Here is a 20,278-nt window from a genome sequence, read left to right as displayed (position 1 = left end):
TACCGATGCCGAACCCCATTACGAACATGAGCTTTTTTGCCCTCTGCCAGCGCCGCCTCGGCCTGGCCGTGCTCTTCAGCGGCCTGGTGCTGCTGGCTTTCGGCGCGCGGGGCCAAAGCGAGAAGCAGGTATTGATTGAAACCAAAAACACGGTTCTGATTCTGACCATTGGCAACAACCAGCGCCTGTACCAAAGCTATTACGGGCCGCAGCTGACCGACCGCAGCGACTACACGCTTTTCAACAGCACGCGCCACGAGGCCTACGTAGCCGCCGGCATGGAGGACCTGTTCGAGCCGGCCATCCAGATGCTGCACGCCGACGGCAACCCCTCGCTGGAGCTGAAACACGCCAACACCGCCGTGCAGAAGCAGGACGACAACGTGACCACAACCATCTTCACGCTACGCGACCCGAAGTACCCGGTAGAGGTGACCCTGCACTACACGGCATATGCCAACGAGGACGTTATCAAGGCCTGGACGGAGATTAAGCACCAGGAAAAGAAGCCGGTCACGCTCAGCCGCTATGCCTCGTCGATGCTGCACTTTGATGCGGCCAGCTACTGGCTCACGCAATTCGACGGCGACTACATGACCGAGATGGGCATGAAGGAAACCGAGCTGGTGGCCGGCATCAAAACCCTGGACAGCAAGCTGGGCACCCGCGCGCACATGTACCGCAGCCCGGTTTTCTTTCTTTCCACCGGCGGGCGCTCCACCGAAACCACCGGCGACGTGGTGGCGGGCACGCTGGCGTGGTCGGGCAATTTTCAGATTTCGTTTGAGGTGGACCAGGCTAATTCCCTGCGGGTGCTGTCGGGCATGAATCCCTACAGCTCCGAGTACCGCTTGGACGCCGGCAAGCCCTTCGTGACCCCGGCCTTCCTCTACACCTACTCGGGCCAGGGCAAGGGGCAGGCCAGCCGCAACCTGCACCGCTGGGCCCGCCGCTACGGTGTGCTCGACGGCAACGAGCCCCGCCTGACGCTGCTCAACAACTGGGAGGCCACGCACATGGGCTTCGACGAGAAGCAGCTCGTTGAGCTGTTTGACGGAGCCAAAAAACTCGGCGTCGACCTGTTTTTGCTCGACGACGGCTGGTTCGGTACCACGTTTCCGCGCGACAACGACAAGGCCGGGCTTGGCGACTGGCAGGTCGACAAAAAGAAGCTGCCCAGCGGCTTGGGCTACCTGGTGAAGGAAGCGCAGGCCCGGGACCTGAAATTCGGCATCTGGCTGGAGCCCGAGATGGTGAACCCCAAGAGCGAGCTGTACCGGAAGCATCCCGAGTGGCTGCTGAAGCTGCCCAACCGCGACGAAAACTACTCGCGCAACCAGCTGGTGCTCGACCTGACCAACCCCAAGGTGCAGAACTTCGTGTACAAAACGGTGGACGACCTGTTCACGCAAACGCCGGGCATCTCGTTCATCAAGTGGGACTGCAACCGCATGATGACCAACGCCTTCTCGCCGTATCTGAAAGACCGGCAGGCCAACCTGTTCGTTGATTATACCCGCAGCCTGTACGACGTGCTGGCCCGGCTGCGCCAGAAGTACCCGCACCTGCCCATCATGCTGTGCTCGGGCGGCGGCGGCCGCACGGATTACGGCGGGCTAAAGTACTTCACCGAGTTCTGGCCCAGCGACAACACCAACGCCTTCGAGCGCATCTTCATCCAGTGGGGCTACCTCAACTTCTTCCCCGCGGTCACGGTCACGAGCCACGTCACCTCGATGGGCAAGCAGCCGCTGAAGTTCCGCACCGACGTGGCCATGATGGGCAAAATGGGCTACGACATCAAGGTGAGCAGCCTGACGGAGCAAGAGGTGCAGTTCTGCAGCGAAGCCGTGCGAACCTACAAGCGCATCAGCGACGTGGTGTGGAAGGGCGACCTGTACCGCTTGGTGTCGCCCTACGAGGCCAACCGCGCCGTGCTGATGTACGCCGCCGCGGATAAGAAACGGGCCATTCTGTTCAATTACATCATGAATACCCGGCACAAGGAAAAGCTACCGCTGGTGCGCCTGCATGGGCTGGACCCGGCCAAGCGCTACAAAATCGAAGAAATCAACCTGCTGCCCGGCACGCAGTCACTTAATCCCGCCCACGGCAACACCTACAGCGGCGACTACCTGATGAAGGTGGGCCTGAACCTGGCGCCGGGCCGCCTGACACCCATCACTAGCAACGTTTTTGAACTGACCGAGCAGTAAACGCCGGCTGTGGCCCGGCGCTAGCTGCCGATTATCAAATTGAAATTCCCATACCAATTCCTGAAGAAACCTATGAAAAAGATTCTGCTCTGTTTGCTGCTGACGCTGCTGTTTGGCGGCTCCGTTTCGGCCCAGCAAAAGGCCCTCACCAAGGACGAGCGCATGAAATGGTGGCGCGAAGCCCGCTTCGGCATGTTCATTCACTGGGGCCTGTACGCCCAATTGGCCGGGGTATACAAAGGCCACGAGGTAGGGCGCGGCGGCGAGTGGATTATGAACCGCGGCAAAATACCGGTGGCCGAGTACCAGGCGTATGCCAAGCAGTTTAACCCGGTGAAGTTTGACGCCGACGCCTGGGTAAAGACGGCGAAAGACGCGGGCATGAGGTACATCGTCATCACGGCCAAGCACCACGACGGCTTCGCTATGTTCAAGTCGAATGCCAGCAAATGGAATATTGCCGATGCCACGCCCTACGGCAAAGACGTGCTGAAGCCGCTGGCTGCCGCCTGCAAAAAGTACGGCGTGAAGCTGGGCTTCTACTACTCGCAGGCCCAGGACTGGAACAACCCGGGCGGCTCGGCGGCCCGCAAAATCACGGCGGAAGGCTGGGCCAACCCCGATTCGGCCAAGATTGACGCCTTCACCAAAGAGCACCACGGCCACTGGGACCCCGCCCAGGAAACCGCCACTTTTGAGCAGTATATCGACCGCGTGGCCGTGCCACAGGTGAAGGAGCTGATGACCAACTACGGCGACGTGGCCGTGCTGTGGTGGGACACCCCCACCAACATGACCGACGAAGCTGCCCTCAAACTCCAGGAGGTGTTGAAGCTGCAGCCCAACATCATCACCAACGACCGCCTCAAGCGGCCCAATTTCCCCGGCGACACCAAAACGCCCGAGCAAAAAATCCCCGGCCTGAACGAGCTCGACGGCAAGGACTGGGAAACCTGCATGACCATGAACGGCACCTGGGGCTACAAAAGCTGGGACAACAAGTGGAAATCGACCGAAACCCTGATTCGCAACCTCGTCGATATCGCCTCGAAAGGCGGCAACTACCTGCTGAACGTGGGCCCCAAAGCCGACGGCACTTTCCCCGAGCAAAGCACCGAGCGCCTCAAGGAAATCGGGCAGTGGATGAAGGTGAACAGCGAGGCCATCTACGCCACCAAGGCCAGCCCGCTGGAGGCCCTGCCCTGGGGCCGCTGCACCAAAAAGGACACCAAAGACGGCACCACGCTGTACCTGAGCGTATTCGAGTGGCCCAAAGACGGCAAGCTCACCGTGCCAGGCCTCAAAAACAAAGTGGCCGCCGCCAGCCTGCTGGCCAACGGCACCAAGCTGAAAACCCAGGTGGTGGGCAACGACCTGGTGATTGAAGTACCCGCCAAAGCCCTCGACCCCATTGCCACCGTCATCAAGCTGCAAGTGAAAGGCCCGGTAGAAAGCGCCGCGGCACTAAACGGCAAAATGAAAAGCGGCGCGCTGGATTAAGGCCCCTCCGCTTAATTCGCCGTAAACCGACCAAAAAGAAACCTCCGCGGCACGTGCCGCGGAGGTTTCTTTTTGGTCGGTTTACGCGAAAAGCAATGCTTTACTTTTTGCCTTGCTTGGGTGGGTAATAGTTGTCTACCGGCTGCACCTCAATCCAGGACTGCTCTTTGGCGGTAAGGCAGGAGGTGAAAAAGGCCGTGATTTTCCCCTGCTCGTTCACGAATACAAACGGCCGCTCCCGGCGCCGGAAGGTTTCGGAAGTGCCGTCGTCGTAGGTTACCGTTTTGGTGTAAATCGATTCCTTGGACACCAATTGGTAATTGATGCCGTCGAGGGAGGAATACTGGGCGCCGTTTTTCGGGGCGCCCGTCGCGTCGCCGCGAAAGTCGCTCAGAATGACGTTGTACTGGTTGGCCGCCCACCAGATGGTAGGGTCCTCCAGCTGGTTTTGGCCGGGCAGCAGGTTTTTGCCCTCGTTCAATAGCGTGTATTTGGCATTGAAAGCGGGCGCCTGATAGCCCTGCGCGATGCGAATGTCATTCACCGATTTGCGCCCGAAAACGTACACGCTGCCATCGGGCCGCACCAGGGGCGCGGGGTTGGAAAACGGCATGGCCACCGAATCAACGCGCGTCCAGGGGCCGGTGATGGACTTGGCGTAGGCGTAGCCCGTTTCGTTGGCCGAGGAAATGTAGTAGAGCACAAATGTGTTGCCGCTCCGCACAATCTTCGGATTGTGGGCGCGGTCGTTGTCCCATTTGCCCTCCCGTTTCTGAATCACGACTTCCTGAAACGTGTACGGGCCGACCAATTTGTCGGAAGTAGCGCGCACAATTTCCGAGTACTTGGTCCAGCCGCCCAAGCCGTATTGCTCGGGCCAGCGCGAGGCAAACATGTGGTAGGTTTTGCCCACTTTGATGACGCTCGGGCACCACAAAATGTAGCCGGGCATCTTGAAACCGCCGTTTTTCACGGCGGGCTTCAGGGCGTCTTTCAGCGTTTGGGCGCGGGCGGTCGGGCAGCTCAGGCCCAGCGCCAGCACCAAGAGCAGCAGCCAGCGTGCGCCGGGGCGGGCATTTTCGTTCGGGTATTTCTTCATAGCAGCTACAGAGGTTTTGCTGATGACCAGGCTAGCGCAACAGGGCCGCGGCACACCACAGGATGGGGGCCTGGCCGTGGTTGTCGCCGATGTTGCGCTTGCGGTCGAGGTAATATTGGCGGTCGTTTTTCTTGTTGGTGCCTTCGCACACTTCGTGCACTTCCGCGTTTTCGTCGATGTACGACACCAGGCTCAGCCAGCCTTTGCGGGCGGCGGGGCCGTAGGTCCTGGCATCGAGCCAGCCGTTCTTCACACCCGTAATCATGGCAAAGGTGAACATGCCCGTGCCGGAGGTTTCCGGCCAGGCCTGCGGGTCGTCGATGAGCTGGTGCCACATGCCTTTTTCATCCTGGTATTTCAGCAGCGAGGCCATCATCAGCTTGTAGCCTTTCATAATGCGGGCGTAGTTGGGGTCGCTTTTGGGCAGGCTGCGCAGCACTTCGCTCATGCCGGCGGCCATCCAGCCATCGCCCCGGCCCCAGTAAAAAGGCACGTCGGGGGCATGGTAAAACAGGCCATTGGGCTGCTGGAGCGAATCCAGGTACACCACCATTTCCTTGGCGGCCCGGTCGATGTACTTGCGGTCGCCCGTTGCGCGGTAAGCCTGGGCCTGCAGGGCCGTAATCATGAACATGTCGTCAATCCACATCCGAGTTTGCCAGCTCAGCCCCCGGTTGTAGAAGCCCTGCGATTCGGGCTTCACCCGGGGGCCTTCGGGCGGGCCCCACTGCTTGTCGGCAATGCCCTGGCCCAGGGTCAGGTATTTCTTGTCCTTGGTCTGAATGTACAGTTCCAGCGGCACCGCCCCGAAAACCGAGTAGTCCACATGGTCCGGCGTGGGAATCATACTGGCTTCGGCGCCAAAAAGCGGGTCGAACCGTTTTACCAGCTCCGCTTTCAGGGTTTTGTCCTTGCTTTCCTTGGCAAAGCTGAGCGCCCCATACCACACGCAGGTTTCGGGATAAGTAATGACTTTGGGCGGCGTGGTACGATTGAAATTGGAATGCGGCAACGACACGAAATGCTCGGCCACGCGCTTGCCAATTTCCTGCGGCGTGGCGCCCTTCGGGAAGTTCTTCAAATCGGCCTCATTTGGCCGGGTTTGCGCCTGGCCAATTCCCAGCGTAGCGGGCAGCAGCACCAAGGCCATCAGCAGGCCTTTTCGGGTAAGCATCATCATATGTTTTTATTTGGGTTAAGTGGTGGTGTCGAATAATTAATTCTTGCCCGCCCAACTTTCTGAACGAGCTATGAATAATAGGAAGGGAAGGGAGGCAATGCGCGCTGACACACCTGGCGCGGGCCAGGCATAGCGATGCCCAAAAAAATGCCTGTCGTCGACAGCCGCAATTTTCGATTTAAAACCAGTTAACCCTGCAAAAACAGCTACGCCAGCGGCTTATTTGGCATCTGGCGGGAGTGGCCGCGCGGGCTGCGCAGCGTGCCTCTTTTTCGGCGGCGGCCCGCCGCATTATTTGGCAACGCAAGGTAATTTAGAAAGGCGAATAAATATGCCGAAATGAGCCGCTAATTGTTGCGCAAATAAATAAAATATGCTTGGTGTTTATGGGCGTAAATAATACCTTTGCTTACATGGTAGGCCAACACGCTTGTTGGCACACAATACCAGTCAGTATTCAGCCCCTCGGAACCCCAAATTAGGCCAATTTAATTGGCCGGGGAGCGGCGCGTGTAATTTGTGTAATTACGGCCGCCCGGTCTGCTCAGGGAGTTTCAGCCTAACATGAACATGATGGAAAAAGAAGCAAGCGCGTATCTGCGGATTCATCCGGCCGATAACGTTTTGGTGGCGCTACAGGATTTGGCCGCGCAAACGACGGTTCGTTTCGAAGGCGACACCATTGTACTGCAGGAAGACATTCCGGCCAAGCACAAATTCTTCATCACCGATATGCACCCCGGCGATGAGATGCGCATGTACGGCGTGCTGGTGGGCAAGGCGCAGACCGCCATTCCCAAAGGCGGCCGCATGACCACCCAAAACACCGTGCACGCCGCCGAGGCCTACGCTTACCGCGGCTCAACTTCTGAGTGGCAGGCACCCGATGTAGCCCGGTTTCAGCGCCGCACTTTCAACGGGTACCGTCGCCCCGACGGCCGCGTAGGCACGGCCAATTACTGGCTCTTCGTGCCCATGGTTTTTTGCGAAAACCGCAACCTGGACATCATCAAGGAGTCGCTGCAGAACGAGTTGGGCTACGCCGCCACCGACAAATACCGCAGCTTCACCCGCCGCCTGCTGCAGGCTTATGAAGCCGACGGCAGCCTGCAAAGTGTGGACCTGAGCCCCACGCCCTTCACGCAGAATGAGCGGTATTTCAAAAATGTGGACGGCATTAAATTCCTGAATCACAACGGCGGCTGCGGCGGCACCCGCCAGGATGCCAGCACGCTGGGCGACTTGCTCGCGGCCTATGCCGACCACCCCAACGTGGCGGGCATTACAGCCCTGAGCCTGGGCTGTCAGCACCTGCAAACGGCTGACTTTCTGACTAGTATCAAGCGGCGTAATCCGTCCTTCGATAAGCCGCTGCTTGTATTCGAACAGCAGCTCGCCCAGAGCGAGGAGCAGCTGATTCGCGAAGCCATTCAGCAGACCTTTGAAGGGCTGGTGCAGATAAACAAAGTCGAGCGCGAGCCCGCGCCGCTGAGCGAGCTGTGCATCGGCGTGAAGTGCGGGGGCAGCGACGGCTTCAGCGGAATTTCGGCCAATCCGGCCGTGGGCTATGCGTCCGATTTGCTGGTGGCCCTGGGCGGAAAAATCCTATTAGCGGAGTTCCCTGAGCTGTGCGGCGCCGAGCAGAATATCCTCGACCGTTGCCCACAGCCCGAAACGGCCGACAAGTTCATTCGCCTCATGCAGTCTTACGACGAGCTAGCAACCAAAGTCGGCTCGGGCTTCTACATGAACCCCTCGCCGGGCAACATCAAGGACGGCCTGATTACCGACGCCATCAAATCGACGGGCGCGGCCAAAAAAGGCGGCACCTCGCCCGTGGTCGACGTGCTGGACTACACCGAGCCCGTCACCAAACCCGGCCTGAGCCTGGTGTGCACGCCCGGCAACGACGTGGAAGCCACCACCGGCAAGGCGGCGGCGGGTGCTACCCTCATCCTGTTCACCACGGGGCTGGGCACGCCCACCGGCAACCCGGTGGCCCCCGTCATCAAAGTGGCCACCAACTCGGCGCTCGCCCACCGCATGAGCGACATCATCGACATCGACACCGGCGACATCATCAACGGCACGAAAACCATCCCGCAAATGGGGGAGGAGATTCTGGAGTTCTGCATCAAAGTAGCCAGCGGCGAAATTATTCCCAAGGCCGTGCTGCTAGGACAGGATGACTTTATTCCTTGGAAACGAGGGGTTTCACTCTAGCGCAGCCGGTGTGAACCACCACTGCACGCCATTCACCATCCAACTCATTCATGTTTAGTCTACAAGGAAAAAGCGCCGTCATCACCGGCGGGGGCAGCGGCATTGGCAAGGCCATTGCGCAGCTGTTTGCCAGCCAGGGGGCCGCCGTGCACCTCATTGAACTCAATGCGGAAGCAGGCCAGCAGGCCGTCGACGAAATCAGACAAGCCGGCGGCATCGCCCACGTCTACGGGGCCGACGTGAGCCAGCAGGCGCAGGTGCTGGACGTGTTTCGCCAGATTGGCCAAGTAAATATCCTAGTCAACAATGCTGGTATCGCGCACGTCGGTACCGTCGAGAACACCGCCGAAGCGGATTTCGAGCGGGTGTATCAGGTCAACGTCAAGGGCGCGTACAACTGCCTTTTCGCCGCCATTCCGCTCCTGAAAGCCAGCGGTGGCGGGGCCATTGTCAACATGGCCTCCATCGCGGCCCACGTCGGCATCACCGACCGGTTTGCTTATTCGATGAGCAAGGGAGCCATTTTTGCCATGACCCTGTCCGTGGCCCGCGATTACCTGAAGGAGAACATCCGCTGCAACAGCATTTCGCCGGCCCGGGTGCACACGCCTTTCGTCGATGGGTTTATTGCGAAGAGCTACCCCGGCAAGGAAGCGGAAATCTTTGAAAAGCTGTCCCGGAGCCAGCCCATCGGGCGTATGGGCACCCCCGAGGAGGTGGCCACGCTGGCCCTGTACCTGTGTGCCGACGAAGCCGGGTTCATCACGGGCTGCGACTATCCCCTGGATGGCGGCTTCATCAAGCTCAATAACTAATTCATTTTTAAGCGCTACGTAATGAAGCTAATACGCTACGGTCAGGCCGACCAGGAGAAACCAGGCATTATCCTCGGCGATAAACGCTATGATGTTTCGGGGTTCGGGGAAGATTTCAACGAGGCTTTTTTTGCCAAAGATGGCCTCAGCCGCTTGGCCGCGTTTGTGCAGGCCCAGGCCGGCCGGCTGCCGGAAGTGGGAGCTGATGAGCGGCTGGGCTCGCCCGTCGCCCGCCCGTCCAAGATTCTCTGCATCGGCCTCAACTACGCCGACCATGCCCGGGAAACCGGGGCTGCCACGCCCGCCGAGCCCATTCTGTTCATGAAGTCGACCACGGCGCTGGTGGGGCCCAACGATGACATCGTCATTCCCAAAAACTCGGTGAAAACCGACTGGGAAGTAGAGTTGGCCGTGGTCATTGGCAAGCGGGCCTCGTATGTGGAGGAGGTTGATGCCCAGCAATATATTGCCGGCTATGCGCTGCACAACGACGTGTCGGAACGCGAGTTTCAGCTGGAGCGCGGCGGCACCTGGGACAAGGGCAAGGGCTGCGACACGTTTGCGCCCGTCGGCCCGTTCCTGGCCACGCCCGATGAAATCGGCGACGTGGACAACCTGCGCCTCTGGCTCTCGGTGAACGGGCACATGATGCAGGACGGCACCACCGCCAACCTCATTTTCAAGATTCCCTTCCTGATTTCCTACCTCAGCCAATTTATGACGCTGCTGCCCGGCGACATCATCTCGACCGGCACGCCCGCGGGCGTGGGCCTGGGCTTCAAGCCGCCGGTGTACCTGAAGCCCGGCGACGTGGTGGAGCTGGGCATCGACGGCTTGGGCACGTCGCGGCAGGTGGTGAAGGCATATGCTTAGAATCGACGCCCACCAGCATTTCTGGCAGTTCGACCCCGTGCGCGATGCCTGGATAACGGATGACATGGCCGCCATCCGGCGCGATTTTCTGCCGGAGGATTTGGCTCCGCTGCTCGAGGCGGCCGGCGTGGGCGGCTGCGTGGCCGTGCAGGCCGACCAGTCGGAAGCCGAAACGGAATTCCTGCTCGCCCTGGCTGCCAGGCACGACTTCATCCGGGGCGTGGTGGGCTGGGTCGACCTGCAGGCCGGTAACATCGAAGCGCGGCTGGCCCACTTTGCCCGGTTCGGCAAGCTCAAGGGCTTTCGTCATGTGCTGCAGGGCGAAAAAAACCGCGCCCTGATGCTTACGCCGGCCTTCAGGCGAGGCATCAAGGCCTTGCAGGCTTTCGGTTTCACCTACGACCTGCTCATTTTGCCAGACCAACTGGGCTATGCCGCCGAGCTGCTGGAGGCCTTTCCCGAGCAGCGTTTCGTTATCGACCACATCGCCAAACCGGCCATCCAGCGGCACGAAATGGCGGAGTGGGCCCAGGGGATTCGCGCCGTGGCCGCGCACGGCAATGCCTGGTGCAAGGTGTCCGGCCTCATCACCGAAGCCGATTGGCAGCACTGGCAGCCCGCCGATTTTCGGCCCTATATCGACACCGTGTTCGAGGCCTTCGGACCCGATAAAGTCCTATTTGGTTCCGATTGGCCGGTATGCCTGGTAGCGGGGCAATACCCGCGGGTCGTCGGCTTGCTTGAGTATTACCTGGCGGCCTTCTCGGCCACCGAGCAGGCGCAGTTTTGGGCGGACAACGCCTGCGAATTCTATCATCTTTAGCCTTTACACCGACATGGATTTACAACTCAAAAACAAGGTAATCATCGTTACGGGCGGCGCGAAAGGCATTGGCGAGGGCATTTGCCGCGTACTGGCCGCCGAAGGCGCTATCCCGGTAATTGTGGGCCGGAGCGAGGCCGATAACCGGCAGACCGTCGCGGCCCTGGAAGCCGCCGGGGGCCAGGCCTGGCAGGTGGTCGCGGAGCTGTCGGCTCCCGAAGCCTGCGAAGCGGCGGTACGGGCAGTGGTAGCGCAGTTCGGCCGCATCGAGGGCCTGGTGAACAACGCAGGCGTGAACGACGGTATTGGGCTGGAGTCTGGTGATTATCAACGCTTCATGGATAGCCTGCATAAGAACGTGGTGCACTACTACCTGATGGCCCACTACGCGCTGCCCGAGTTGAAAAAGACCCGGGGTGCTATCGTCAACATCACTTCCAAAACCGCCGAAACCGGCCAGGGCAATACCTCGGCCTACGCCGCTGCCAACGGGGCCCGCAACGCGCTAACTCGCGAGTGGGCCGTAGAGCTGCTGAAATACAGCCTGCGCGTGAACGCCATTGTGGTCGCAGAATGCTGGACGCCCCAGTACGAAACCTGGATTAAAACCCTGCCCAACGCGGAGGAAAAGCTGCGGGAGATTACCTCGAAAATTCCGCTGGAAAACCGGATGACGACCACCGAAGAAATTGGCAATGCCACGGCTTTTTTATTGTCGGAACGCTCCAGCCATACCACCGGCCAGATTGTGCACGTGGATGGTGGCTACGTGCACTTAGACAGGGCTTTGGCCAATGCCTAGTCGCATTTTAAAAAGTTGGTATTTCAATTAAATGCCAACTTTTTAAAGGGGATTTATCGCAATATTTCCATCTATAAAAAAGACTGATAACCAAAATAGAAACCTATTAACTAAGGTGTCATTTTTACGCAACCGATTCCGTAGAAATACAGCTTTCGCAACATTGTATCCGACCAACTTTCTCTATACTTGCACGGCCAAGCAACACAAAAAGATTTGGAGGAAAGGTGATGCAAAAACGTAGACTCGCCTTATCCGACGTAGTGGTGGTAGGCTACGGCACCCAGATATGTTCTGATATTACCAGTGCAATCGTTTCCATCGACGAGAAAGCCATTCGGGAGGTGCAGGTCGCCAACCTGGCCCAGGCCCATGAGTGAAATCGAACCCACTTACCTGCAGGAGGATTTGCGCCCGGCGTTTGTGCTCGGCCACGTGAGCGGGGCCACCCTGCACGACATCAGGGTGCAGAAAGCCGCCGGGGAGTCGGCAATCGTGCTGACCAATGTGAAGGACTTTGCGATTGCCGACAGCCAGCCAGTGGCGGATTTTAAAACGGCCGACGTCGCCCAAAAAGAATTGCCGTGAAACCTAATCGCATGAAAACAAATATCCTATCCCGATATCTGCTGCTGTCGGCGGCGCTGGGTGGCAGCCTGGCGCTCTACGCCCTGAAAACCGACGTTCGGGTGGTGCCTGATGCCGATAATGCGGGGCTGAAGCTGCCAGCCGGCTTTGGCGCGCTGAAAGTGGCCGACCTGGGAGCCAAGGCCCGGCACCTGGTAGTAACGCCGCAGGGCATCCTTTACGTGAAGCTGGCCAAGCCTACCAAGGACGGTGGCATTGTCGTGCTGCAGGAGGGCAGCAATGGCAAGGCCGAAGTCAAAAGCACGTTCGGCAACTACGGCGGCACCGGCATCTGCTTGAAAAACGGGTATTTATATGCGTCCTCCAACCGGGAGGTATTCCGTTACAAGCTGAACGGCACCAACGAGGTTATCAGCCCAGCCCAACCCGAAACCATTATTACCGGGCTGAAAATGGGCCGGCAGCACGAAACAAAATCCATCGTGCTCGACAACGCGGGCAACATCTACGTCAACATCGGGGCCTATTCCAACTCTTGTCAGGAAGCCGACCGCAAAGTGGGCTCGATGGGCATCCCCAACTGCCCGGTGCTGGACTCGGCGGGCGGTATCTGGCAGTTCCGGGCCGATAAAGCCAATCAATCGTACCGCGAAGGGGTAAAGTACGCCACCGGCCTGCGCAACGTGGTGGGGCTGGACTGGAACCAGCAGGACAACCAGCTTTTCGTGATGCAGCACGGCCGCGACCAGCTCTCGAACATGTTTCCGCAGTACTACGACAATAAAACCTCGGCCCTGGTGCCGGCCGAGTGCCTGTACGCCTTGAAAAAGGGCGATAACGCCGGCTGGCCCTACATGTACTACGACCAGCTACAGCATAAAAAAATGCTGGCCCCGGAATACGGCGGCGATGGCCGGAAAGAAGCCGACAGCAAATTTCTTGACCCCGCCGCGGCCTATCCCGGTCACCTGGCGCCCAACGGCTTGTTATTTTACACCGGCACCATGTTTCCGGAGAAGTACCGCAATGGCGCCTTCATCGCTTTTCACGGTTCCTGGAACCGGGCTCCCGAGCCGCAGGCCGGGTATTTTGTGGTTTTCCAGCCCTTCAAAAACGGCCGGCCTGCGGGCGACTGGGAGGTGTTTGCCGATAATTTTGCCGGTAGCCCCGAAAAAGCCGCCGCAGGCCGGGCCGACCACCGCCCCTGCGGCCTGGCGCAAGGGGCGGATGGCTCGCTGTACGTGACGGATGATTCGAAAGGCGCCATCTACCGCATCCTCTACACCCGCAAATAAGCGCCCGGCCGGCTCTAGGGCGTGCCGGCGGCAACGTCTTTGCCGGTGAGCCGGAGCTGCAGCTGCGCTTCAAACAGGGACTTGGGCAGCACGGCCTGGCCCTGAAGCTGGTTGAGGCCGGCATTTTCAAAAGTCACCGGTTTATCGGACTGGAAGCCGATGAGATAGGGCAGCGCAATGGTGTAGTTTCTACGGCGCGTCATGTCCCAGAAATTATAGTGCTGCTCTTTCGTCGAGCTATGCTGGAAATTCCAGAGTACCAATTGTTTGCCGTGATGCGGGTGGCCAGGCTCCGGGCCTCCCAGATTGTAAAATACCCCTCCCCGAATATCATCAAAAAGCGTTGCGTAGGGCTGCCCCGAATGAATATCGAAATTTTGGTCGGTGCCCAGCGTGCATTGGGTAATCACGGTGCCGGCAGCACTGTAGCCCGTGCCGGCCCCGTGGTGTTGGGCGTTATTAAAGTCACAGTTTTTTATCAGCACGCCATAGCCCGTGCGGGCATGCACCGAAGCATGGCCTTTCTTCCCCTTGAAGCTCACATTCAGAACGCTGACTTGGTAGCCCGCCCGAATAAAAATTCCCTCATTCCAGTCCAGAAACTCACAGTTTCTTACCCAGCTGTTTTTCACGTACTCCATTCCCAGCGCCTCATACGCATAGTCATGAATTGAATTTTTATGGTGAATAAATTCCTCGGGGTAATTCTTCCAATTGCTCGTGAACCGGATGTCTTCCACGCCGCATTCCTGCATTGAAAAATAAGGGTACAAATCAAATGTGCTGCTCGGCACCAGCTTAACATCCAGATGCAGCGGATTTTTGAATTTAACCCGGTTGCCCTCAATTTTCTCAATGGTATGAATCTCGCTAATCTGCATGCCGCCCCCGGGGCCGAACAGCCTCGTCCACTGCGGCTTGAGTTCCAGCGGGGCGAAATACTGGCGAGTGTATTCTTCACTGCGATGGCGTACCACCACATCCTGGCCGGCTTTGAGCCCGGCGGCGCTGGCTACTTTAATCCAGAAGCTTTCGCGGGCCGCGTCTTTGGTGATGGTCGTCAGCCGGGGGCCGCCCGTTTTGGTGGGCATAAACATGAATTGGCGGCCATTGATGCGTTTGTTGGCCTGATAAATTTCGGTTCCCTGCGCGCCGCTGCCGCTGCCTTTTAATACGATGTTGCTTTTGGAAATGCGAATCTGCTTTTTACTGTCCTCGTCGGGGGCAATTAGGAATTTTCCCGCCGGAAAGTAAACCACGCCGCCACCCACGTTTTTCTCCGCAGCATTTATTGCCGCCTGAATAGCTTCGTCATCAAATTTATCATCATTAGGAATCGCCCCGAAATCACGCACGTTGAAGACTTTTTTGGCAGAAACATCCGGAATCGGATTTTCCGAAAAGTGGTAGCCCGCATAGGAAAAATCGGGCAAGACCGGTTCCGCAGCCTTCTTTTTAGCTTCCACAAACTCCTTCCACAGTGGCGCTACCACCTGGGCATGTGCAGAAATAATAACAGGTGATGCGAATAGTGCGCAAATGATTTTTTTCATGTGATTTTTGACTGAAATTTATCTGAATCTCACGGCAATTTAGAGGTTAAATCCATTGTTTTTTACTCGCAGTGATAAAATATTTCGTACTACGTAAAACTTAATTTTAAATTAAAAATACAGCTCGCCAAAATGAAAAAAATAGTCTTCGTTTTACTCCTGTTGCTTGGCTGCCGCAGCCTAGTAAATGCGCAAGCTTTCGTCGGAAAAGTGTCAGGGGTACGGTCGGAACATCCGTTTAAGGCACCGGCCCTGCAGTTGCCGACTTTTGCCAGCCGCACCTTTAATGTGAAGGACTTCGGGGCAACCGGCGATGGCCAAACCAATGATACCCAGGCTATCAACCAGGCTATCGAGCAGTGTAATAAGGCCGGCGGCGGCACGATTACCTTCCCTGCGGGACGGTACGTGGCGGCCTCCATTCACCTCAAAAGCAATATTCGCTTTGCCCTAGATGGCAATGCCGAACTGTACGGCGCCGCCAGTGGCTACGATGCGCCGGAATCGCACGAGCCGTACGAAAAATACCAGGACTACGGGCACAGCCATTTTCACAATGCGCTGATGTGGGGCGAGGACATTGTGAATTTCGCCATTGAAGGCGGCAAAGTGACCGGTGGCCCCATCATCCAGGGCGACCCGAAAGGCCGGGATATCGGCGACAAAGTAATTGTCATTGTTCGGGGTAAAAACCTGATGTTCAAGAACGTGACCCACGATACCGGCGGGCATTTCGTGTACTTACTCAATGATTGCGAAAATATCCTCCTTGACCATGTCGTCATTAAAAAATCGCGCGATGCCGTCGATTTTATGGGGTGCCGCAATGTGCAGGTAGTTGGCTGCCATTTCACTGGTTGCGTGGACGACACGATTGGAATCAAGAGCGACTATGTATTGGGACGCCGGATTGCAAGCGCCAACTTTTACATCTGGGACTGCTATTTCGAAAGCGGGTGCAATGGCATTCAGTTTGGCTCGGAAACGGCTGGTGACTTCAAAAATATCCGGGCCTGGAGCATCAAAATCAACCTGGCTATGAAGGCGGGCCTGGGCATTACCAGCAACGACAGCGGCGTGATTGAGGATGTTGAATACCGCGACATTGAAATAAAGAACGCGGCCAATCCCATCTTCATCCTGATAACCGACCGGCTCCGGACGGGGGAGGCGGGCGCAAAAGTTGGGAAGATTAAAAATGTGAAAATCAGTAATGTTACGATTGCTGAGCAGCGGGCGGGCGCGCACCACGGGCCCGTCAGTACGGCGACCGTTTCGGGGTTGCCGGGCTTTCCCGTGGAGAACCTCACGTTGGAGAACATCCGGATTACCTACGCGGGTGGGGGCACCCCGGCCGATGCCGCCGCCGTGCCGCCATACTCGAAAGATTATTCGCCCAATGTATTCAAGACGCGCCCGGCTGCGGGCCTTTTTGTGCGTCATGCCCGGGGCCTGACCCTGAAAAACGTCGATTTTGCGTACGAGACGCCGGATTTACGGCCCTCGGTAGTGCTGTGGGATGCGCAGAATGTTACGCTCGATAAATTCAGCGCGCCCCGGCCGGAAGGCGTTGCGGGGCTTGCGATGAAAGATGTAAGCGGGCTAACCGTCCGCAATTCGGCGGGTATTCCCGGTGCCCGAAATGAGGCCGTGAAAGAGGGCAGTCGGTAGTATACCAGCAGGCAATAAGCCGCTTCGGCCCAGTGGTCGACCTGGCCCGTGCTAACGGCCCGGCATGCGATAGGACTGCGGGCGCGTGTCCGCAGTCCCATTGCTATTGATAGAAAGAATGGGAACTAAGCGTGGGTAGACCAGATGAGGGGTTGTACCTGGTTAAGACAGCCTTTATGCTGGCCCGGCCTGGCAAAGCTGATGCTGCAGCAGTGGCTACTGCTCCGGAACTAAGGTACTTACACTGTCAGGATAGGCGCTACAAGAATTTGACAGCCTATGGGTTGAGTACTGACCAGACTGAATTATCCGCAATCGATTCCGTAAATAAAAGTCGGTATTTCTTACGCTTGGCTAGCGGCCGCTTGTAAATTTGATAGGCTATATATCCTCTTCGTTGTGCCTTAAACTCAAAGAATGCCTTGCTCTAAATGGTTGTCTATAACCGGAATTGAGCAGCTTCTGGAGATGACCGAAAGGCTGGTTTAAAAACTCCTTGCACGGTCTGGAAAACACCGTTTAAAATTCCCACCAACGTACTTACTCATGATTAAAACAGTACACAGAAAGGCACCCGGCTTCCGGGTGCTCCTCACGCTATTCCTGCTGCTGATGGCGAGCCATGCGTGGGCTCAGCAGACCATCAAAGGGAGGGTAGTAGCGAACGATGGCAGTGCCCTGCCGGGCGTGACGGTCCGAGTAGAAGGAACCACAGTTGGGACTTCCACTGGGCCGGATGGCGAATACCAGTTGAGCGTGCCCGGCAGCAAGTCCGTGCTGGCCTTCTCCTTCGTGGGGTATGCCCCGAAAACGGTAGCCGTAGGCAGCCAGACGAGCATCAACGTAACACTGGTAGACGATGCAAAAGCCCTGGACGAAGTGGTGGTGGTGGGCTACGGCACGCAGAAGCAGCGCGATGTGACGGGTTCGATTGTGAGCGTCAACGCCGAGAAAATCAAGGAACGTCAACCCGTAACCGTATTGGATGCCTTGCAGGGCCAGGCTTCCGGGGTCCAGATAAACACCGAAAGCCAGCCGGGCGGCGGGGCCTCCATCCGCATTCGGGGCACGGGCACCTTCCTCGGGGGCTCAGACCCCCTGTATGTGGTAGACGGCGTGCCGATGGAAAACATCAACGGCATCAACCCCAACGACGTGCAGTCGATGGAAGTGCTGAAAGATGCGGCGTCTACCGCCATTTACGGCTCCCGCTCGGCGAACGGCGTTATCATCATTACCACGAAGAAGGGCGTGCTGGGCAAGCCGCAGCTGAACGTGACCTACAACCACGTATTAGGCCAGCTGGCCCACAAGCTCCCCCAGGCCACGGCCAACGACCGTCGCCTGTATGACTTGAAAATGAAAGGCAGCCTGGGCACCATCTCCCTGAGCGCGGACTCGCTGAACCCGTCGCAAAACGCCGACAACGACCTGCAGAAGATGCTGACCCGCACGTCGAACCGCGACCAGGTTGACCTGACGGTAAGCGGTGCCACGGATAAGCTGAACTACTATACCAGCCTGGGCTTCCTCAACGACCAGGGGATTATCATCAACAGCTACGACCGGATTGCCCGGGCGCGCATCAATGTTGATTATAAAGCCACGGAGCGATTCACCTACGGCAACCGGATGCAGTTTTCGTACGAAGCCGGCAACAGCATCGACGAAGGCAATACCCTGCGCCAGGCCATGCAGCGGCCGCCAACCTTCCGGATTTACCTGCCGGACGGCAGCTTTGCCGGCAACCTGGGCGGCCGGCACAACCCGGTGGCCGAAGCGCTGCTGTACAAAAACTACAACACGGCCTACGAGGGCAGCGTGTACAATTATCTGAGCTTTAAAATTCTGGACGGTCTGAAACTGACGTCCGACTTTAACGTGCGCCTGCGCTACAGCGAAAACACCAGCTTTTCGCCTAAAATCCTGAGTAACGACGGCACCCAGAATAGCGGCTCTTATAGCAACGGCCTGAACCTCTACTGGCTGCAAACGAATTACTTCAACTACGACAAGGTTTTTGCCCAGAATCATACCGTGAATGCGGTGCTGGGCATGAGCACCGAGTACTGGAACGACCAGAACACCCGCCTGAACGGCTCCAGCTACGTTTCGGAGGACATCCTGACGTCGAACGCCATGGGTATCCGGGACCTGACGAGAACCGACAATACGGCTACCCGCCACACCATGGTGGGCATGTTTGCCCGCTTTGGGTACAGCTTTAAAGGCAAATACATTTTCAACGCGAACGTGCGGCGCGATGGCTCCTCCCGCTTCGGAAGCAGCAACCGCTGGGGCCTGTTTCCCTCGGCTTCGGTGGGCTGGCGCTTCTCCGATGAAGGCTTTATGAGCTGGGCCCAGCGCTACCTGCAGGACGGCAAGCTGCGCCTGAGCTACGGCGCCACCGGCAACGAGCGCATTGGCAACTACAGCTCCCAGGGGCTCTACACCTTCGGCAGCAACTACTACAACGGTATTTCGGGCATCGTGCCGTCGAACCAGCTCGGCAACGACCGGCTGAGCTGGGAGACCACCAAGCAGTTAGACGCCGGTATCGACCTCACTTTCCTGGACAACCGCATTTCCTTCACGGCCGATTATTACCAGAAGGAAACCTCCAACCTGCTCTACAACGCCCCTCTGCCTTCCGAAATCGGCTTCACCACGACTACCGTCAACGTGGGCTCGGTGCAGAACAAAGGCTTTGAGTTTTCCATTAACGCATTCCCGGTGCGCACCGCGACTGTCAAATGGAACGTGGGCTACAACATGTCGTTTAACCGCAACTCGGTTAATAGCCTGTACGGGGGCACGGCCTTCATCCAGTCCAACATGTGGTACATCCGGGAAGGCGGCCAGCTGGGTGATTTCTTCGGCTACAAAAACCTGGGCGTGTATGCCTACGACCAGTCGAACGCTTACACCCCGGACGGCACCCGGCTCACGCCGAACTTCAACGAGCAGGGCACGTTCGTGAACTACAGCCTGGACGGCCAGACCTACACGGGCACGGTGAAACAGCTGAAAACTACCGGCGGGGTTTCCAAAGGCGGCGACGTGATTTGGCAGGACACCAACGGCGATGGCCTGATTGACGACAAAGACCGGGTGGTGTTGGGCAATGCCCAGCCCAAGTTTACGGCCGGCCTGTACAACCAGGTGAGCTATAAGCAGTTTTCGCTGTCATTCAACCTCTACACCCAGTGGGGCAACACCATCTACAACAAAGGCCGCTACGACCAGAGCACCTTCAACGGCACCAACCTGACGCCGGACCGCTACATCATCCAGCAGGCGTGGACGAAGCCGGGCGACATTACCAACGTGCCGAAAGTGCCCGGGGCCAGCACCATGATGAACATGCCGGAGCTGAACAGCTACTTCCTGGAAAACGGCTCCTTTATCCGCCTGCGCAACGTGCGCCTCACCTACGACCTGAACCCGGCGGTGGCCAACTACTTAAAGTTGAAAGCGCTGAGCGTGTACGTGTACGGCAACAACCTCGTCACCTGGACCAACTACCTCTGGTTTGACCCGGAGCTTAATCTGGGCAGCCCGCTCACCATGGGCCTGGACGCAGGGGTGTATCCCCGCAGCCGCCAGGTTGGCGCTGGTTTAAATCTTAGCTTCTAATACC

At 57.9% G+C, this 20,278-nt stretch carries 15 protein-coding genes; 12 read left to right on the top strand and 3 right to left on the bottom strand.

Features of this window, described 5'->3' with window-relative positions; translation table 11 throughout:
• Positions 1 to 5 precede the first annotated feature (5 nt).
• Together ACYU7Q_RS09195 and ACYU7Q_RS09190 are read left to right on the top strand one after the other, a co-directional pair.
• The gene (locus ACYU7Q_RS09195; protein ID WP_460609153.1) at positions 6 to 2,216 is read left to right on the top strand and encodes an alpha-galactosidase; all 2,211 of its coding nucleotides are present in this window, start codon (positions 6 to 8) and stop codon (positions 2,214 to 2,216) included.
• 72 nt (positions 2,217 to 2,288) lie between these two features.
• The gene (locus ACYU7Q_RS09190) at positions 2,289 to 3,716 is read left to right on the top strand and encodes an alpha-L-fucosidase (RefSeq protein ID WP_460609152.1); all 1,428 of its coding nucleotides are present in this window, start codon (positions 2,289 to 2,291) and stop codon (positions 3,714 to 3,716) included.
• 100 nt (positions 3,717 to 3,816) lie between these two features.
• On the opposite strand, the gene ACYU7Q_RS09185 is transcribed toward ACYU7Q_RS09190, so the two are convergent.
• The gene (locus tag ACYU7Q_RS09185; RefSeq protein WP_460609151.1) at positions 3,817 to 4,815 is read right to left on the bottom strand and encodes a glycoside hydrolase family protein; all 999 of its coding nucleotides are present in this window, start codon (positions 4,813 to 4,815) and stop codon (positions 3,817 to 3,819) included.
• 31 nt (positions 4,816 to 4,846) lie between these two features.
• Positions 4,847 to 5,992, bottom strand: a complete 1,146-nt coding sequence (locus ACYU7Q_RS09180) for a glycoside hydrolase family 88/105 protein (RefSeq protein ID WP_460609150.1) — start codon at positions 5,990 to 5,992, stop codon at positions 4,847 to 4,849.
• Positions 5,993 to 6,568: 576 nt separating this feature from the next.
• Here ACYU7Q_RS09180 and ACYU7Q_RS09175 point away from each other — a divergent pair.
• The 8 genes from ACYU7Q_RS09175 (at position 6,569) to ACYU7Q_RS09140 (ending at position 13,414) form a co-directional block, all read left to right on the top strand.
• Positions 6,569 to 8,218: a UxaA family hydrolase gene (locus ACYU7Q_RS09175; protein ID WP_460609149.1), complete on the top strand. Its 1,650-nt coding sequence runs from the start codon at positions 6,569 to 6,571 to the stop codon at positions 8,216 to 8,218.
• A gap of 50 nt (positions 8,219 to 8,268) precedes the next feature.
• Positions 8,269 to 9,033: an SDR family NAD(P)-dependent oxidoreductase gene (locus tag ACYU7Q_RS09170; RefSeq protein ID WP_460609148.1), complete on the top strand. Its 765-nt coding sequence runs from the start codon at positions 8,269 to 8,271 to the stop codon at positions 9,031 to 9,033.
• Positions 9,034 to 9,054: 21 nt separating this feature from the next.
• Positions 9,055 to 9,906, top strand: coding sequence for a fumarylacetoacetate hydrolase family protein (locus tag ACYU7Q_RS09165; protein WP_460609147.1), 852 nt, complete (start codon positions 9,055 to 9,057; stop codon positions 9,904 to 9,906).
• Positions 9,899 to 10,729, top strand: a complete 831-nt coding sequence (locus tag ACYU7Q_RS09160) for an amidohydrolase family protein (protein ID WP_460609146.1) — start codon at positions 9,899 to 9,901, stop codon at positions 10,727 to 10,729. The genes ACYU7Q_RS09165 and ACYU7Q_RS09160 overlap by 8 nt, the downstream gene beginning before the upstream one ends.
• 13 nt (positions 10,730 to 10,742) lie before the next feature.
• Positions 10,743 to 11,531 (top strand): SDR family oxidoreductase, encoded by a 789-nt coding sequence (locus tag ACYU7Q_RS09155; protein WP_460609145.1) that lies wholly within the window; start codon positions 10,743 to 10,745, stop codon positions 11,529 to 11,531.
• A 230-nt stretch (positions 11,532 to 11,761) separates the two neighbouring features.
• Positions 11,762 to 11,911, top strand: a complete 150-nt coding sequence (locus ACYU7Q_RS09150) for a hypothetical protein (protein WP_460609144.1) — start codon at positions 11,762 to 11,764, stop codon at positions 11,909 to 11,911.
• Positions 11,904 to 12,119, top strand: coding sequence for a hypothetical protein (locus tag ACYU7Q_RS09145; RefSeq protein WP_460609143.1), 216 nt, complete (start codon positions 11,904 to 11,906; stop codon positions 12,117 to 12,119). The genes ACYU7Q_RS09150 and ACYU7Q_RS09145 overlap by 8 nt, the downstream gene beginning before the upstream one ends.
• 11 nt (positions 12,120 to 12,130) lie before the next feature.
• Positions 12,131 to 13,414: a PQQ-dependent sugar dehydrogenase gene (locus ACYU7Q_RS09140; protein WP_460609142.1), complete on the top strand. Its 1,284-nt coding sequence runs from the start codon at positions 12,131 to 12,133 to the stop codon at positions 13,412 to 13,414.
• 14 nt (positions 13,415 to 13,428) lie between these two features.
• Here ACYU7Q_RS09140 and ACYU7Q_RS09135 read toward each other — a convergent pair whose 3' ends face one another.
• Entirely contained in the window at positions 13,429 to 14,967 is a 1,539-nt protein-coding gene (locus ACYU7Q_RS09135) for a DUF4955 domain-containing protein (RefSeq protein WP_460609141.1), read from the bottom strand.
• A gap of 132 nt (positions 14,968 to 15,099) precedes the next feature.
• Here ACYU7Q_RS09135 and ACYU7Q_RS09130 point away from each other — a divergent pair, with 132 nt between their 5' ends.
• Both ACYU7Q_RS09130 and ACYU7Q_RS09125 read left to right on the top strand, forming a co-directional pair.
• Positions 15,100 to 16,638: a glycoside hydrolase family 28 protein gene (locus ACYU7Q_RS09130; protein WP_460609140.1), complete on the top strand. Its 1,539-nt coding sequence runs from the start codon at positions 15,100 to 15,102 to the stop codon at positions 16,636 to 16,638.
• 546 nt (positions 16,639 to 17,184) lie between these two features.
• Complete coding sequence (locus ACYU7Q_RS09125) at positions 17,185 to 20,274, top strand: SusC/RagA family TonB-linked outer membrane protein (protein WP_460609139.1); 3,090 nt, start codon at positions 17,185 to 17,187, stop codon at positions 20,272 to 20,274.
• Positions 20,275 to 20,278: the final 4 nt, after the last annotated feature.

The sequence above is a fragment of the Hymenobacter terrigena genome (assembly GCF_054776515.1).
The sequence above is the reverse complement of the archived record's forward strand: the minus strand, read 5'-3'. Positions and strand labels throughout refer to the sequence as shown.